Annotated in this window: 16 protein-coding genes; all 16 read right to left on the bottom strand. The window is 43.3% G+C overall.

Annotated features, from left to right (window positions below; translation table 11 throughout):
* Positions 1-456, bottom strand: a 456-nt coding sequence (locus ABIL00_07045; GenBank protein ID MEO0110512.1) for a GDP-mannose 4,6-dehydratase, incomplete at its 3' end; no start/stop codon positions are given.
* Positions 457-490: 34 nt separating this feature from the next.
* Positions 491-1,444: a GDP-mannose 4,6-dehydratase gene (locus tag ABIL00_07050; protein ID MEO0110513.1), complete on the bottom strand. Its 954-nt coding sequence runs from the start codon at positions 1,442-1,444 to the stop codon at positions 491-493.
* 42 nt (positions 1,445-1,486) lie between these two features.
* On the bottom strand, positions 1,487-1,675 hold the full coding sequence (gene rpmB / locus ABIL00_07055) for a 50S ribosomal protein L28 (protein MEO0110514.1): 189 nt from the start codon (positions 1,673-1,675) through the stop codon (positions 1,487-1,489).
* A 350-nt stretch (positions 1,676-2,025) separates the two neighbouring features.
* Entirely contained in the window at positions 2,026-2,871 is an 846-nt protein-coding gene (gene nadC / locus ABIL00_07060; protein ID MEO0110515.1) for a carboxylating nicotinate-nucleotide diphosphorylase, read from the bottom strand.
* 53 nt (positions 2,872-2,924) lie between these two features.
* Positions 2,925-4,787 carry a PQQ-binding-like beta-propeller repeat protein gene (locus ABIL00_07065; protein MEO0110516.1) on the bottom strand — a complete coding sequence of 621 codons (1,863 nt, stop codon included), beginning with the start codon at positions 4,785-4,787 and terminating at the stop codon, positions 2,925-2,927.
* A 9-nt stretch (positions 4,788-4,796) separates the two neighbouring features.
* Positions 4,797-5,798, bottom strand: a complete 1,002-nt coding sequence (locus ABIL00_07070; GenBank protein MEO0110517.1) for a hypothetical protein — start codon at positions 5,796-5,798, stop codon at positions 4,797-4,799.
* A gap of 86 nt (positions 5,799-5,884) precedes the next feature.
* A complete protein-coding gene (locus tag ABIL00_07075) occupies positions 5,885-9,472 on the bottom strand; it encodes a C25 family cysteine peptidase (GenBank protein ID MEO0110518.1) in 3,588 nt (1,195 codons plus the stop codon).
* Between the two features lie 9 nt (positions 9,473-9,481).
* Positions 9,482-10,381 (bottom strand): Clp1/GlmU family protein, encoded by a 900-nt coding sequence (locus ABIL00_07080; protein ID MEO0110519.1) that lies wholly within the window; start codon positions 10,379-10,381, stop codon positions 9,482-9,484.
* 39 nt (positions 10,382-10,420) lie between these two features.
* On the bottom strand, positions 10,421-10,681 hold the full coding sequence (locus ABIL00_07085; GenBank protein ID MEO0110520.1) for a hypothetical protein: 261 nt from the start codon (positions 10,679-10,681) through the stop codon (positions 10,421-10,423).
* Complete coding sequence (locus ABIL00_07090; GenBank protein MEO0110521.1) at positions 10,678-11,334, bottom strand: sigma-70 family RNA polymerase sigma factor; 657 nt, start codon at positions 11,332-11,334, stop codon at positions 10,678-10,680. Before ABIL00_07090 ends, ABIL00_07085 begins: the two co-directional genes overlap by 4 nt.
* Positions 11,334-12,116 (bottom strand): hypothetical protein, encoded by a 783-nt coding sequence (locus tag ABIL00_07095; GenBank protein MEO0110522.1) that lies wholly within the window; start codon positions 12,114-12,116, stop codon positions 11,334-11,336. The genes ABIL00_07090 and ABIL00_07095 overlap by 1 nt, the downstream gene beginning before the upstream one ends.
* A gap of 41 nt (positions 12,117-12,157) precedes the next feature.
* Positions 12,158-12,562: a SoxR reducing system RseC family protein gene (locus ABIL00_07100; protein ID MEO0110523.1), complete on the bottom strand. Its 405-nt coding sequence runs from the start codon at positions 12,560-12,562 to the stop codon at positions 12,158-12,160.
* Between the two features lies 1 nt (position 12,563).
* Positions 12,564-13,647 (bottom strand): peptide chain release factor 2 gene (gene prfB / locus ABIL00_07105; GenBank protein ID MEO0110524.1). Its coding sequence is split into 2 segments (ribosomal slippage): positions 12,564-13,589 and positions 13,591-13,647, totalling 1,083 coding nucleotides; the frame shifts between segments, so codons are not numbered across the junction.
* A 6-nt stretch (positions 13,648-13,653) separates the two neighbouring features.
* The gene (gene rpmE, locus ABIL00_07110) at positions 13,654-13,872 is read right to left on the bottom strand and encodes a 50S ribosomal protein L31 (protein MEO0110525.1); all 219 of its coding nucleotides are present in this window, start codon (positions 13,870-13,872) and stop codon (positions 13,654-13,656) included.
* 8 nt (positions 13,873-13,880) lie between these two features.
* On the bottom strand, positions 13,881-15,149 hold the full coding sequence (rho, locus tag ABIL00_07115; protein MEO0110526.1) for a transcription termination factor Rho: 1,269 nt from the start codon (positions 15,147-15,149) through the stop codon (positions 13,881-13,883).
* 845 nt (positions 15,150-15,994) lie between these two features.
* Positions 15,995-16,177: a hypothetical protein gene (locus tag ABIL00_07120; GenBank protein MEO0110527.1), complete on the bottom strand. Its 183-nt coding sequence runs from the start codon at positions 16,175-16,177 to the stop codon at positions 15,995-15,997.
* Between the last annotated feature and the right edge of the window lie 366 nt (positions 16,178-16,543).

Genomic DNA, 16,543 nt, shown 5'->3' on the forward strand with positions numbered 1-16,543 from the left:
TCCGCATTCCTCCGCCAGTAATTTGGAAATACCGTAGGGGGAGATGGGGTTTAAGGGATAACTTTCTTTTATCGGCTTTTTATCTCTTACCCTGCCGTAGACATCAGCGGAGGAGATCAAAATGATCCGAGGAGAAAGGGAAGATAGCAAAAGTGCCCGGAGGAGATGATATGTCCCAATAAAGTTCACGCGTAATGTCTCCTCGGGATGAGTAAAAGAATAACCGACCGAACTAACCGCTGCCAAATGGAATATGCCATCTGGTTTGATTTCTTTAAGAAGTGATGGCAACTTCTCAAAATCCAAGATGTCACATTGGAAATATCTCACTTCGGGAAAAGGCTCTCGGACCGGAAGAAGATGGAAGCCAAAGACTTCATAACCTCTTTTCAAGAGATGAAATGTCAAATGATGCCCAACAAAACCTTCAATCCCGGTAATTAAGATTTTCTCCATCCTCCTATTAGAAGAAGCCACAGAAAGGGGCTTTTTAAACCCTCTCCCGCCAGTAATCTAAAAGATCATTTAGAGTCTTCTCAATCGGTATCTCTGGTTTCCAACCTAACTCGGTTTGAATCTTTGTCGCATCGCCTAACAAAAGCATCACATCGGAAGGACGAAGCCTCTGGGGGTCAACTTTAACTTCCACCTTCACTTTACTTAAAGAGAGGATGATATCCAAAATCTCTTTAATTTTATAACCTTTACCACTGCAAATGTTATAAACCTCTCCTGGTTTTCCCTTTAATAAGACCAGATAGTAAGCCCGCACGGTATCGCGAACATCGGTGAAATCCCGCACCGCCTCTAAGTTACCTACATAAACCACCGGCTCTCTTTTCCCTTTTTCAATCTCCGCAATCTGTTTACAGAAATTGGAAGTGACAAAAACTTCACCCCTCCTCGGTCCTTCATGATTAAAAGCTCTTGTGCGAACAACTTTTATGCCGTAACTCATAAAATACTGATAACCCAAAAGGTCCTGGGCGACTTTACTCACACCATAAGGGCTTAAAGGACGCAAAGGGTTAGTCTCCTTTATTGGCACTTCATTCGGATAAACCATTCCGTACTCTTCTGAAGAACCAGCAATTTGAATCCGGCAATCCAAATTTTCCGCCCGCACCGCCTCAAAGATATTAAGCTGGGATATGATATTAGTGGTCAAGGTCTCCTGGGGTGCTATCCAGGACATTGGGACATAACTCTGGGCGGCTAAATGGAAGATCCCATCCGGCTTTATCTTCCTTATCACTTCTCGCACCGCCACCGGATCCTTAAGGTCGCATTCCAAAAGGGAAATTTTATCTGAAAGGTGGGAGATATTTTCCATTCGCGACCGCCAGCGATAAATCCCAAAGACCTCATCTTTACCTAAGGATAACAAATATTCCGCCAAATGGCTACCAACAAAACCCGTAATCCCAGTAATTAAGAATTTCAAAATACCCTCCTCAAAAATAGCACAAAGATGAATTTCACCTGTTTATGCCTTTTCAAATTTTCCCGCCTTAATACAACGGGTGCAAACCCAAATCTTTTTTACTTTTCCTTCCACCTTTGCCCGCACCCTTTGCAAATTTGGCTCAAATCTCCTCTTAGTTACGTTATGGGCATGACTGATATTATGACCAGTCATACCGACCTTTCCGCATATCTCACAATGTCTCGCCATATCTACTCCCTTATTAAGTTATTTTCTGTCTTATTCTACAAAACTACTCCCTTTTGTCAACTATAATTTTCAAGTTCCGAAATTAGTTCGCCAAAGTATATATTTATAGTTGAAAATGGTATAAAAACAATTTTCCTCTCCTAAGGAGATTAATTTGAAAGTATATGTTTAATCGAAAAATCAGAAGTTCATTTGACAGCAAAAATTTCCAATGTATATTCGGTGGCGATTAATTCTGGCTGGCAGAAAAAAATGATTATCCTTTTCCCCTTCTTTGAAAACGATATCAAATTTTTTGATATCGTTATGGGAGACTATTTTCTTCTTACTAAAAGAATCACCCTTTCTCCTCAAAGAATATCCAAAGAAATATCTATCGCCTTAAACGAATGGGTTAAAGAGCCAACGGAGATGTAATCAACTCCAGTCTTAGCGATTGCCCGCACATTCTTTAAGTTCACCCCGCCCGAAACCTCTAATTTTACTCCCGGTCTTTTCCTTTTCACTGCTTCCCTTATCTCTTTCAAACTCATATTGTCCAACATAATCAATTCCGCTCCAACCTTTTGGGCAATTAGGAATTCTTTTAAGTTTTTAACTTCAATCTCAACGGGTAATCCCTTCTTATTTCTCCTCTCTACCCGTGCCAGTGCCTCTTCTATCCCCTTAACCAATTTTAAGTGGTTATCCTTAATTAGAATCATATCAAAAAGTCCAAAACGGTGATTTTTTCCCCCACCGACCTTTACCGCATACTTCTCTAAAATTCTCAATAAGGGGGTGGTCTTTCTGGTATCCATAATTTTTGCTTTTGTGCCTCTTGTTTTCTCAACAAATTTCCGGGTGAGAGTAGCGATACCACACATCCTCTGTAAAAAATTTAACGCTACCCTTTCTGCGGAAAGAATTGCTTTTGCCTTTCCCTTTATCACCGCTAAGACCTCTCCTTTTTTAAATTCTTCCCCATCTCTCTTCTTCGGTCTAAATACTATATCTTTATCCAAGGACTTAAATACCAATTGACAAATTTCTATTCCGGCCAAAACCCCTCCTTCCTTTGCCCTAATCACCGCCCGACACCTTTCCTCCCCTTTTAGCAAATATTCGGATGTCCAATCACCTCTCCCGATATCTTCTTCTAAGGCTTTTCTGATTAACTTTTTTATCTCTGGCTTTGATGCTAAATTCTTGAACATAAAAAAATAAAGGAGGGGAGAAAAATCCTCTCCCCTCCTCCTTCTTTTAATCCTTAACGCGTCGGTGCTGTTCCCGCATTGCCGGTATTCCGATTATCATGGCGCCATCTGGGCCAAGGGGTATTCGCTGGTGTGCCAGTCGTTCTTCCTTTTACTGCAAAGACCGCCTCCGCGGTTGGACAGTAGATTGTGCCATCCGGACCAATAATCACTGAGGGATCAACATCCTCATAAGCCATCTTCTTTATTTTTCCACCGATTCCTAAATCTTTATACCATCTAACCGTTCCGTCAATATTTACCGCGAAAAGTATCCCTTCATCATAAGCCAGGATATAGAAAATGCCATCCTGAGCAAAAGCCGGAGTTGAGGTGATGGTAATTGGACTACCCAATCGATCGGTCAATTGAATTGGATAGCCACCTTTCGCCTGACCGGTATTAGGGTCAACCGCATGAATATAACCTTCATCATCGCCAAAGTAGAGATAACCATCCGTACCGATTACCGGTGAAGAACTGACACTATGACCAGAAGTATATTCCCAAACCTTCCGGGCAGAATCACCAAGGTCTTGAACCGCAAAAAGTTTTCCGTTAGTGGTGCTGTTGGGAATATAAACCATATTACCAGAGAGACAGGGTGCAGCATCAAAAGGACCACCCAAGAAAATCTTCCATTTCACCGTACCAGTGGTTGTCACTTTCCATAAATAACCAATCTCATCGGCAAAAATTATCTGACCAGCAGAATTAATCACCGGCGAAGACCTAACACCGCTTCCCACCGAAACCGTAGCTGCTACTGTGCCGTTATCCCGGTTTAGGATATAGAGTTTCCTCTCGCTACCGGTACCAAATACGACATAATTACCAACAAGCGCCGGGGCAGTAGAAATATCAAGTGTGGAATCCTCATAGTTAGGATAGCGCCAACGGGGTCCTAAATTACTGGAACGGGAGTAAAGTCGGCTCTCATCATTTGCCACATAGATATTGCCCAACTCATCAATCGCCACCGTGCCATCGTAGACATAGTCTTCTCCTAAACCATCGGCACGTGCCTTCTTCAAGGTCTTCAGATTTAATTGGAATAAGGAATAATAACTTGGCTCATCGGTCATCGGCGCACTAAGAACCAAAACTGACTCGGCGGCACTGATGAAGATTGCTGGCGAGCGGAAATCCCCAATTCCGACAATCGTATCTAAAAATGTAGCAATAACACTTCCTTCATCAAGAGCGGTTATTTGATATGAGTCAGACGAATCCGATATCGCACCTTTCTTATCTATGGCAATTGCCTTTATATTATAATTACCGGCTTCGGGAAAATTATAACCCGCCAGAAAAGAACCACCCCCCGCCATTAGAGGACTAGTAATTACCGCACCTTTTTTCCAAATGAATTGGTATTGGATACTATCACCATCCGGGTCATTTGACCCGCTAACGACAAAGTAAGCGGATTCCCCAGTAGCCACACTTTGGAGATTAGGAATGACCGAAGTGATTGTTGGCTTCGTCGGCCTTCCATTGGGTAAAATTGTGATAGAAAATGGAGTAGACCACTCTTCTTGAATATTCCCTTTAATATCCATTGCCTTCGCCTTCACCGAGAAAGTTTGGGCTGTGATAAATTGATGGTCAACATAAGCGGTTTCGCCACTATTATATTCACTGGTCGTCTCCATCGGTGAATTATCTCCCCAATCAATGATATAAATCACCTTATCCTTATTGGGATCAGTGGTTGTAAAGGAAAAAAGTGGTGCACTCCACTGGTAGGCTTCACTCGGTCCGGAAACCGTCGGTACCTTAGGGGGTTTATTGCCGCAACTGGAGCCGAAAAAGAAAATGAAAGTGAGAAAGAAAAGAAAGATGGTAAGAAATATCTTCTTAATCTTACTATTCATCATCCCTCCTTATCTAATCACCACCGGTCCGTGGAAAGCCCCCCTTTCTGGAACTCTTCTCAAACCACCTCTACCATCTTCCGCATAAAAATAATACCGATTATCTAAACTTTCTAAGAGGCGCGTTCTAAAAATATAAATTCCATCGCATTTCTTTCCGCGGTGGAATTTCATTTGATAGGGGGTATCGTTTATCACCACCTGAATGATGGAAGGAGGATCAAAATCGGGATCTTTATATCTCAAATAGAAAGTGTATTCTGTTTCTGGTCCCCCGAGATTTGGTTCTACTCGCCAGTCGGCTAAAATTGGGTCTTCGTTCTCTGCTTTCTCCACTTTCGGGCCCCGAATGAAACCGACTCCCGGAAGACTTATCCTTGCCCCATTAAAATCTTCCGCGTAGAAGTAATAGGCGTTAGGAAAACCCCTCATCTTTCTCTTGACCAAATATATCCCATTGGAGGGTTTTCCTTTATGAAGAGACATTGTGCATTCTACCGCATTAACCACGGCAATAACACTCCGGGGTGGATTGCAGTCCGGGTCATAATATTTCACGGTAAAGGTGTAAATATCCTTCTCGTCGCCGTAATCAAAATAGACGCCTCCTTCGGACAAGACTGGTTTTCGGTTATATTTTGTTCTTAAACCAACGAATGGACCTTTCTTCTCTCCGTATCTGGGAAAGCGGTCGATCTGACCCTTCTCATCCTCACAAAGAAAATAGAAGGAATGCTCTCCCGGAGGTAAGGTAATGGGAGCAGAGCGATAGACACCTTTCCAAGATTTCCCTCTCTTCAAACTTAATTCGTAGGGGTTGCCATCAATAAATACTCTGATAGCAACCGGGGAAATTTCTTCGGGATGAAAATAAGATATTTCCGCGTAGTAAGAGGTGCGTGTTGTGCCATTTTGCGGTATCACTTTACCGTCGGAGAGCCAGGGCTTTTCCGGCCAATTACCAGCCCAGAGGCTTAAAAAGATAAAGAACAAAGGAAGTATCCTTCTCATTTCTCTCCTCCATAAATAAGTTTCCCAGCTTTCTTCATACCATATTTAACTTTTATTATACCTAATTCCCTAAATAAGTCAAGTTATCAGCGGAGAATGACTATCTTATAACCAATCTCCTTCTTCCTTCCCTCCTTTTTTAAGAAATATATTCCCGCCGGCAATCTCTCAATTACTCCACTTCTTCCTTTTCCTTTTTCCGCCACAATCTTGCCCGTTGCATCGTAGACTGTCACCTCTTCCTCTTTCTCCAAAATGAGAGAATTTAATCTGAAGCCAAAAAGGAGCGTCGGATAAATTTCGGATTTGCGTTCTCTACTCTTAAATGAAAAGTCGGTGATGCCAATCACCGGTTCTCCGGTAACAAAACTAATCGCCCTTCCGGAAACTAAAGGTGCCTGTGCCCGATGGTAAGTGCCGTTGTAAAGTCCACAAATACCACGAGTGGATGTGTTATTTTCAATTCCAACGGTATTGGAGATGTAGTTATTCGCGGTATAGTACTGGAAGACAATCTTATTATCACCAGTTGGCGTGGGAACGGTCGTATCATAAACGATAACCTCAAATTTATCCCACTGGGTATTGGGAGAGAAGTAATGGACTGAATCCCATTCAATAATGAATCTGTGCGAATCGGGTTCGTAGAGATACCACATTCTATTACCATAGGGCGGATATAAATCATCCCAATTGACGCAAATCATAGAATGGGGATTACTTGATGTTGGGTCCGGAAGTGGCTGGTTGGTATAAACCGTTGAAGTTGTCCTTCCGGGCATTATCCAACCGTTGCTGCAAACGGAAAGCGATTCCGCGAATCTTTGCCCATAATACTTAAAGACAAAGGGTAAGGGAATTCTTATCGTCTGGTCATCCGAAGTGATGGGCAGTTGGGTTCCCCGGTTTCTCAGTTCAATCCAGCGATAAGTTGGATGTTGGATATAGAAGGTATCAATATCATCATAGGCATAATAGATTGCCGGGTCTCCATCGGGAATCGGATCGGTAATGGTTAAGACACCAATTCCAATCGTAAAACCTAACTTCTGACTATAACCACCATCTGCGGTCACAAATAAAGAACAGAGAACCTGAGTTTCCGGTCTTATCCGGGAATCGGCATAAACGACAAATCGGTCCTGGGAATTAATTCCAATGGAATCCCGATTGATAAATCCATAATTACCAATGGAGTCACGTACTAAAAAGAGGGTATCATAAGCCTTTAAGACCGCCCGAACATTATATCCGTGTCCCAAACCGTTATTCTTAATCGCGACCGTAAGAAAAACTTCCTCTCCCGGATCAATTCTTCTATTCGGACGACTGGCATGGGAATCACTCACGAAGTAATTCTGGTAAGCAAAAATTGGGGTGCCAACTGTGATTGTAATCGGAGAAACCCAGGTGGAGTCCGAAGCATCCCGACAGATTAAAGAGCAGGGGATGTTATACCCGTTAGGTAAACCAAGGTTAATTAAGAGATTATAGCCATTGGCTCCAGTAAAGGCAGAATCCTGGCCGGGAATATTGCCGAAGTTTTTAATCGTATCCGATGCCTGGGCCTGGGGATCCCGCGTAATAAACTTCCCAATTACCCCTTGGGCAGTAACATTTCCCCAGTTCTTCACCCAAGTTGGTAATTCCAATTCCTCTCCCGGATTGGGAATGCCATCTCCGTTCCCTCTGGGTGGAGCATCGTCAATAAAATGGCGCAAATAAATAACATAAGGTCGGTTCATCGGCGTGGCGATACAGGCTCCGAGATAAGTTTCTAAATTGTGTCCGGTCACTGTGATATAAATACTATCCGGCTGTTGGGTGTAGAGGTTCAAGACCACTGAGCCTGATTGATTGGTATAGGCGGAACGATGACAGGTGGTGTCATTCTTTGCCGAAGCACAGACTAATGCCCCAACCACGGGCTGGCCTTGCCTCTGAACCGAAACTGGTAATTGATAAGAACCTACCGGAATAACCGTGGGATGAGAAACTTGAATCGTCTGGGGTATATCCCAATAGATATCAATTGCACCGTCACCCATCAGATTATACATTTCAAAATATCTTCGGGTGGTGGAATTATTGCCCATTTGGCGGAAATAGACAAGTTTACCTTTATTAACCATCCCCATCGCCCAGAAAAAGTTAGAATCCATTGCCGCATCAAATACCCTTCTTTCAAATGTATCATCCTCAACCCAATAGGAAGTAACCGTTGAGGCATAATGGCTAATTGCTCCCCGATAACCAACTCGGATCCAAGTTTCGGAAAAACATTCCGGATAGGATTGAGATGTGTAATCACCAGAAAGACAGGCATAGGTACCAATGAAAGGAACCTTATCTAAATTAGTCAATTGCCGAACATTATCCGAAGTAAAGTTGCAATCCGCCCATCGGTCGGTACTACCATGCCCAGAATAGGTGACCCAAGCCCGACCGCCATTGATCGCTTCTGGAATTGGCGTTCCGGAGTTATAATAAAGGAATAGAGAATCGCAGATTACCCCGTATCTCCTCTGGAGCCGCATACAATACTTATGGGTACTTTCGGCGACCTGATGATTTCCTCCATCCGAAGAGGCGATAAAATAAGATTTCTTTAACCATTCCCGAGTAGTTAACCATTGGTTCTTCTCGTATTTGATTACCTTCTGGACAAAACTATCAAGTTGGGCGGAATTGGCGACTGAGAGCCGGGAGACATCAATATCAGGGAAGTAGTCATCCGGATTCATTAAGGAAAAGTTCAAATCGGTTGGGGGCGAACCAGCACCCTGACCGGTAAAATAGCCAATCCGGTCAACATCGCCAACCAAAAGGACATAAGTCGGTCTTATTGGCCAGTTATTATAGGCATTGAGAATATAATTCCGGACAGTGTTGGCTTGTCCACCGCCGACCTCAGAAAGGGTCTTCACCCAGGTCTTATAACCTTTCCGCCATCGCCACTGCGCCAAAGGTAAGATGTTATTATACCATTCGTCCGGGACGATTATCAAATAACCAATTGGTAAATTTGGTGGGTCAATTTCATAATAACGGTAGTTAAGAATTAAATCAGAAAGGCGCTTTTCAAAAGGTAAAGAATACCAATTTCTTAGGTTATCAAGGGTCTTACTGATATTACCACCTTCTGTTTTAATTTCCAATTCCAGATAGGGATAGAATTCAATAATACCTCTTTGGGGATTATAGCGAACCGGAGAGATTTCTAACACCGCCACCCGATGGGCCCGAATGTAGCCGGAACTGACAAGATTAACTATCTCCGCAGGAAAGAATTGGTCACGCCCGTAAAATTCTTCATCTTTGGTCCAAGGTGGTGGAGGCCCAGGCTTAGGAATGGGCGGTTGTAAAGGACAGATGGGAAAATCTAACCCTATCTCCTCTCTTTTGTAATTCTTCACCGAAATTTTCACTTCTGCCCCTTCAGGAATTTCGATAAACTCCCGGAAAATTGGTAAAAGCGGTTTGCCAATGATATCCGTTCTCCCGGACGCCGGAAAGTTAACTTCCGAAAACACTCCCTCGGGTAGTTCTTTTCGGGAAATGGTCGGTTTTGGTGTGATCACTTCCAGAGAAAAAGAAGAATAGGAAAAATCCTTTATCCTTATCTCTCCCCATAAAAATGGGGAAAAGAAAATAAAGAAGAGAAACTTTTTCATATCTCCTCCCTAAGAAAAGGTACTCTTTTTCTCATTCACTTCTTCTTTGATAAAATTGAGAACCCCCCCTTCCACCTTTATTTCCCCAAAGATAAAATTTAGATTATCCTCACCCATCCCTTTTACCGGAGGGGCAAAGACTAAAAGATTATCTTCGTTTTTCTCAAACACCACCCCAGCCGCTAAATGAGAACCCTGCATATCGGTAAGGCCCACCGCCTGCCCAATAAATGGGCTATGTTTTATCACACGCCCCGGATTCGTTAAGAAGCGCTTCTGAGAAAGGTTATACACCTTCCCTTCTTTCAGGTAGCGCTGCCAGGATTCAATCCGAAAGCGCTTCCGCTGGAGCAAATTTCTTTTACTTTTTTTAATCATCCCCGGAAGGGAGAAAACCTTTCCTCCATCAGCCAGCGAATTTTCCTGATACGGCACACCAACTTTTAACACCACGATGTGATCCGGTTTGATTATTTCTATTTCCAGTGCCAACATCTTATCCCGAAAACCTTGGTCCTTAAAGAAAGCCACTGATTCCACAACCAAAAGTTCCGCCTTTCGGGCGATGGGCAAGATCTCTTTCAAGCCCCGAGCAAACTCCCGTTCCTTCCCTAAAGGGGATGTGTTTCCGATGAAATAAATCTTTTCTGGCTTTATCTCCGATAAAGAATTGATCTCTTCTCTCACGAATCCCAAGCCGATGGTCGTCGGCGGACCGATATTGGACTGCCCCACATCCATATCTAAAACTGCCGTCTCTATCCCTTTCTTATAACCCGTTTGGGCAAGACTTGTCACAAAAGAGGTCTTACCGGTAGTGGTTTCTCCAATTACCAAAATCCGGGAGGGCTGGGCTAAAATCTTTTCCACACAATCCTGCCAGGCTTCTTGGATCGTCATTTTTCTCATTGTATTCAATTAAACTTAGATGTCAAGTTAACAATCGCTTTACTCATCACTCATCTCTTCCATCCTCCGTAGTAATCTGCGGTGGACCTCCTCCGGCACCTCTTTTTCTTCAATCGCCTTTAAAACATTAATTAAAAGGCGATAAGAGCGAATCAATCTGGTACACTCAAGGCAAGACATCCGATGCCTTTCTATCTGGTAAAGCAACTCCTCCTTAATCTCCTTATCAAAATATTCAAAGATGATCGCCTTCACATCCTGACAGTTCAACTCTTTTTTAAAAGAAATTTTTCTCTTCATAACTTCGCCAACTTTTCCGTGAGGAGATTTCGGAGAAAAACCCTTCCCCGATGGAGCCGGGATTTTACTGCCGGGAGTGAGATCTTCAGAACTTCCGCCACCTCCTCATTAGAGAGACCTTCCATATCCCGCAAGATTAATACCGAACGCCAATCCGGTGGTACTTCCGCCAGGGCGCGGCGAACCGTTTCAATAATTCTTCTCTTCTTCATTTCCTCCTCCAGACTAAACTCGTAATCCAAAACTTCTGCTCCATTACCCCCATCTTTCCGGGCGATCAGTCTCTCCTCCCCCATCTCCTCAATTGATACCTTGCCTCCTTCCCGCTGCCTTTTTTTCAATTTCCTCAAAGAGACATTGAGGGCGATCCGGTAGAGCCAGGTATAGAAACTTGATTTCTCCTTAAATTTCTTTAAATGGCGAAAGGCGCGTAAAAATGTCTCTTGTAAAACATCGGCGGCATCTTCCGCATTCTGGAGCATCCGGTAAGCCAAATTATAAATTCTTTTCTCGTAGCGTTGGACCAAATCCGCAAATGCCCTTTCGTCCCCCTCCTTCGCCTTCCTCACTAACTCCTTCTCACTCAGTGGTAGGGATTTGATCTCGGGTGGTTGGGCCAGGGCGTAAATCTTTTCTCTTTTTTCCGAATTCATTAAGACCTCGGTGGGACAACCCTCTGCCCCCGTGCTTTTCCCGGTGTGTTATCAAAAACCTCAATTATATGATAAATCACACCAATTGATTTTTTGGGCGATTCGCTATGAAAATAATCGTGAACCAAATTGATATATTCTACCGCCTTCTTTTCGTAAGGGGTGAGTTTGGGATTATCCGGATGAATAAGCTGCGTTAGCGCCTTCAATTCGTAAGAGGGGAAATCTAAAAAGACAATCGCCACTGCCGGATTTGCCATTTGGTTGAGGAAAGTATGGGTCTCAAAATCCGGTGTGGAATACAACTCTAAGGAGGTCTGTTTGGTGAGGTCAAAAATCTCTTCCCCCGCTTGGTAAAGGCTTTCCAAGCGGCTTATCTTCTGGGAGATTGAATCCCTAATCGTATTCTTCAAAAGATTGATGATCTCATCTAACTTCTCCTCCTTAGGAATGAAACCAATCCCCTTTACCGCACAATTTATGGAGAACTGACTATCCCTTCTCCTTCCCCCGTAACTCGCCACCATCCCCGAATGGGGTCCGGTCAGGGAAGGGGATTTCCCTGCTTTCAGATTTTCTAACATCTCAATTCTTTTGGCAAAGTTCCACCTTAAAAAATCTTCGGGCAATTGGCGAACAGAAAAAATCTGCCACCGCCCATCAACCTTTGCCCTAATTTTTCCCATCGGCAATCGGCTCAAATCAATATTCGGTTGGGAGAAAGTCCCATTTCGCCAGTAATTAACCTTTCCCTTTTCTAAACCTCCAGCTCCGCCTCTCATAATAAGGCCTCCCAATAGAAAAAAATAGAGAAGAACCTTCCTCATCTTTCCTCCTCTTTTTGCTTAACGATTGCGGTGACGATCGGTAAGAATAACCCCCTTTTCTTAAAAAAGATGTTTACTAATCCTAAAAGAAAAAAGGCAAAAAAGATGCCAATGACTCCACCCCAAAGATTAAAAAAGATCACACCGATAATTAAAAAGAGAAGGGGGAGACCAAAAAGGAGAAGAGAGGAAAAAAATTCCTTTTTTTCATTAAAAGTTAATTTTACCCAATCACCTTCCTTCGCTCCAATATCATTTTTCGCCTCCACCGTCTTTTTCCCAGAAGAAAAAAGAAGACCGCATCCTTCTCTTTGCCCGCAGCCCCCGCAAAAACCGCTCGGCTTTATCTCTACCAGCACCCTCTTTGCCTTCACCACTTTCACCCGACCGACCTCTTCCATTTTACCCTTTTTTCACTTGCTTTCTCAAATAGGCTAAGATAAATTCCTCAATCTCCCCATCCAAAACCTCCTCTACTTTACTGGTTTCGTAATTGGTTCGGTGGTCTTTTACTAAACGGTAGGGAAAAAGGATATAACTTCGGATTTGGTGTCCCCAGGCGATTTCGGTCTTCTGCTCCTCGTATTTCACCATCTTCTCCTTTTCTTTCTCCTTATAATAATTATACAAGCGGGCACGGAGAATTTTTAAGGCATTTACCTTATTTAAGTATTGGGAACGTTCCTCTTGACAGGAGGCTTGAATGCCCGTGGGAATATGGGTAATCCGGACCGCGGTCGCTGCCTTATTCACATGCTGACCGCCATGACCCGAAGCCCGAAAGGTTTCCACTTTCAAATCCTTATCTTCAATCTTTATTTCAATTTCCGGGATTTCGGGCAGGACGAAGACCGAGGCGAAAGAAGTATGCCGCCGACCGTTAGCATCAAAGGGAGAAATCCGCACCAGCCGATGTACACCGGTTTCCGATTTTAAGAAGCCGTAGGCATTTTCACCCATCACCTCCAAGACCACCTCTTTTATACCCGCCCCTTCATTAGGCCGGAGACTTAAAATCTGATAAGTGAAATTCTTCTTCTCAATGAAACGCAGATACATCCGAAATAACATATTCGCCCAATCGCAAGATTCTAAACCACCCGCTCCGGGATGAATGGTAAGAATACAATCCTTACTATCATCCTCTTCCCGAAAAAGGGCTTTTAACTCTAAATCCCGAATCTCTCTTTCTATCTTCGTAAGATCCGTTGCTAAATCCAAAGCCTCTTCGCCCAAAAGTTCGGCTAACTCTTCTAAGTCTCTTGCCTCCTTTTCTAACTTAACAAAATTATCTATAGTCTCTTTCAATTTTTGGATCTGTTTCAAGATCTTAACTCCTTCCTCCGGGGGATAAGAATTCTCACTATTGTAAAAATTGGCAATTTTTTCGTTTAGTTCTTTTAACTCTTTTTCTTTCTTCTCAATCTCAAAGAAACTCCCTTAAAGACTGGAGACGGGAGACAACATCTTTCACCCTTTTGGTCATAATCAATTACTCCGCAGAAGGAGTCTCCTTCTTCTGCCATTTCCGGCGGAACTTCTCCACCTGCCCGGCGGTATCCACCAACTTCTGCTTTCCCGTGAAGAGGGGATGACATTGGGAACAGATCTCAACATTGATCTTCGGCTTGGTCGCTCGGGTTTTTATCTGATTGCCACAGGCGCAGGTGATGATGCATTCCACATATTTGGGATGGATACCCTTCTTCATAGCGCCTCCTACTTTTCCGACATTGACTGCAAAAATTCTAAGTTATCTTTCGTCTGCTTCATTCGGTCCAGGATAAATTCCATCATCTCCACCGGTGTCATCTCGGAAAGCATCCGTCGGATAATCCAGACCCGATTCAATTCTAATTCGGAAAGGAGAAGTTCTTCTTTCCTCGTGCCGCTTTTCTGCAAGTCAATTGCTGGAAAAATTCTCCTTTCCGCTAACTTCCGGTCCAGAACCAATTCCAAATTACCCGTCCCCTTAAACTCCTCAAAAATCACTTCGTCCATGCGCGAACCGGTTTCAATCAGGGCGGTGGCAATCACCGTGAGACTTCCCCCTTCTTCAATATTCCGAGCGGCCCCAAAGAATTTTTTGGGTTTCTGGAGGGCATTGGAATCTAACCCTCCGGAAAGCGTGCGTCCGGAATGGGGCACCACCAGATTGTGCGCTCGTGCCATTCGGGTGATACTGTCCAGAAGGATGACCACATCCTTCTTTGCCTCCACCAAACGTTTCGCCTTCTCTAAGACCATATCCGCCACTTCCACGTGACGCTCGGGCACTTCGTCAAAAGTAGAGGAGATAATTTCGGCGGCTTTAACCGACCGTTCCATATCCGTAACCTCTTCTGGTCTTTCGTCAATCAAAAGAATGATGAGATAGATCTCCGGATGATTTCTGACAATAGCGTTACCAATCTTCTGAAGAATGACTGTCTTGCCCGCCCGGGGCGGAGAGACGATTAACCCGCGCTGACCTTTACCAATGGGAGTGAAAAGATTAATAATGCGAAGGGAGAAATCGTTCTTTTCCGGCACTTCCAGATTTATCCGCTCCATAGGATAAAGGGGGGTTAAATCCTCAAAGGGGATCCGTTCCACCAACTTCTCTACGGGTTCATCCTGAACCGTCTCGATTTTCATTAGGGCGTAATACCTTTCGTTATTCTTCGGGGGTCGGGCATAACCCTTTATCGTATCGCCGGTCATCAGCCGAAATTTTTTAATCTGGGAGGGAGAGACATAAATATCATTAGAGCTTTTTAGATAACTATTCTCCGGGGAGCGCAAGAACCCGTAACCCTCTTCTAAAACCTCTAAGACACCACTCACCAAGATCGCCTCCTCTTCTCCAGCCTCCTTCTTCTTTTCGTGCTCCAAGATAGAGAGAACTAACTCCTGCTTCTTTTTCTCCTTAAAATCGGTAATCCCTAAAGACTTGGCAATTTCGTAAAGTTCCGAGACCTTCTTCTTCTTTAACTCTTCAAGTTCCATAACACCTCTCCTTCAAAAGTATCTTTTATGTTATTGGCATCGCTAAAATTAAAACTCCTTCCGCTTCACCATTTACCTTTTGGGTCTTTCGCCTTACCCAAAATCCTTTTCCGCTATCGGACATAGAGATAAGTAATACCAACTTAATAGTAACAAAAATCTCATCAAAGTCAATACCCCATCTCTTTATTATTTACTCCGCCCTTCACCGCCGCCCCGAAGAAAGAATAAAGAGAGACTATCATATATTATTATAATCCAACCCTCACCGAAGTCAAGGGCTCATTAAAATTTAAGAGGATAAGCAAAAATCGTGCCGGATGGAGAGATTTTCCAAAATTAGCCTAAAAATTTAGTGTCCCATTTTGGGGGATATTTTCGTATTTATTATAGAGGGCTATGAAGAAGTTAATTAAAGATTTTGCCTTTTTGGAGTTATCCGTCTGGGGCGGATTTATAATTATCAGAAGAGATATTGAGGAGGTGTTATCGGGTAATTAGCACTTAACGAAAATGGCATTAAATCATAACCTTTATCAAACAGGAGGGATTTATCTTTATAAAATGGGGTGTAGCATACAGGGGATGGCATCGGGGGTCTAATATAAACCCTAACCGATGGGCTAATAACCAGTTTAAACTCGGGGCAAATTAAGGGTCTAAAAAGGAGAATAAAGTTAGGAATAATAATAAGGATAATTGGCAATCTAATTAAGGGTCTAATAGGAGGTTTAATTAGAAGTCTAATTATAGATTTAATCTGAAGCCTAACTGATAGTTTAATCAACTGCCTAAATGATAGCCCAATCCCGGGGAGAGATATTGTCAAATTTTGTGGAAAATTTTTAAACCCTTCCCTCATCTTTTCTCCTTAAACCTTTCCCGCACTTACCCCTCTCAATCACCTCCACCACTAACTCCGGATAATCTATCCGCCGCCACCGCGCTTCCCTCCTAAGCATTAACTGAAAAACTAAACCCAATGCCGAAGTCTCACTTATTATCCGCTTCGCCTTCTTTAACCTCATCTTTATTGGAGCAAATGATGACTCCACCGGATTCGTAGTCTTTATCTAGCGCCAATGCTCCGCCGGAAAATCAAAATAAGCGGTCAATTCCTTCCGGTCCTTTAATAAACAATTAACCGCCGTCGGATAAAGAGAATACCTCTCGGCAAATCTTAAAAAACCTTTATCTGCCTCCTCCCGACTCCCCGCACTTACTCTCTACCCCAATCACTACCAATATCGCAATTTCTCCCCCTTCCCCCGAGGGATATAAACCCCATCCGCAAAGATATAGGCATAATGAGAATCTAATCGCTTCTTATGGAAAGAGAGATATGTCTGAACCCAATATTCCTTTAAGCGAAGAATTGAGGAAGGGCTCAAAAC

The organism is candidate division WOR-3 bacterium (assembly GCA_039801905.1).
In the GTDB taxonomy this organism is placed as follows: domain Bacteria; phylum Hydrothermota; class Tepidihabitantia; order Tepidihabitantales; family JBDRVQ01; genus JBDRVQ01.

What these genes read in the sequence shown, in the direction of transcription:
- rpmB (MEO0110514.1), bottom strand. Translation starts at nt 1,675, where the DNA reads ATGGCGAGACATTGTGAGATATGCGGAAAGGTCGGTATGACTGGTCAT.
- nadC (MEO0110515.1), bottom strand. Translation starts at nt 2,871, where the DNA reads ATGTTCAAGAATTTAGCATCAAAGCCAGAGATAAAAAAGTTAATCAGA.
- ABIL00_07065 (MEO0110516.1), bottom strand. Translation starts at nt 4,787, where the DNA reads ATGAATAGTAAGATTAAGAAGATATTTCTTACCATCTTTCTTTTCTTT.
- ABIL00_07070 (MEO0110517.1), bottom strand. Translation starts at nt 5,798, where the DNA reads ATGAGAAGGATACTTCCTTTGTTCTTTATCTTTTTAAGCCTCTGGGCT.
- ABIL00_07075 (MEO0110518.1), bottom strand. Translation starts at nt 9,472, where the DNA reads ATGAAAAAGTTTCTCTTCTTTATTTTCTTTTCCCCATTTTTATGGGGA.
- ABIL00_07080 (MEO0110519.1), bottom strand. Translation starts at nt 10,381, where the DNA reads ATGAGAAAAATGACGATCCAAGAAGCCTGGCAGGATTGTGTGGAAAAG.
- ABIL00_07085 (MEO0110520.1), bottom strand. Translation starts at nt 10,681, where the DNA reads ATGAAGAGAAAAATTTCTTTTAAAAAAGAGTTGAACTGTCAGGATGTG.
- ABIL00_07090 (MEO0110521.1), bottom strand. Translation starts at nt 11,334, where the DNA reads ATGAATTCGGAAAAAAGAGAAAAGATTTACGCCCTGGCCCAACCACCC.
- ABIL00_07095 (MEO0110522.1), bottom strand. Translation starts at nt 12,116, where the DNA reads ATGAGAGGCGGAGCTGGAGGTTTAGAAAAGGGAAAGGTTAATTACTGG.
- ABIL00_07100 (MEO0110523.1), bottom strand. Translation starts at nt 12,562, where the DNA reads ATGGAAGAGGTCGGTCGGGTGAAAGTGGTGAAGGCAAAGAGGGTGCTG.
- rpmE (MEO0110525.1), bottom strand. Translation starts at nt 13,872, where the DNA reads ATGAAGAAGGGTATCCATCCCAAATATGTGGAATGCATCATCACCTGC.
- rho (MEO0110526.1), bottom strand. Translation starts at nt 15,149, where the DNA reads ATGGAACTTGAAGAGTTAAAGAAGAAGAAGGTCTCGGAACTTTACGAA.
- ABIL00_07120 (MEO0110527.1), bottom strand. Translation starts at nt 16,177, where the DNA reads ATGAGGTTAAAGAAGGCGAAGCGGATAATAAGTGAGACTTCGGCATTG.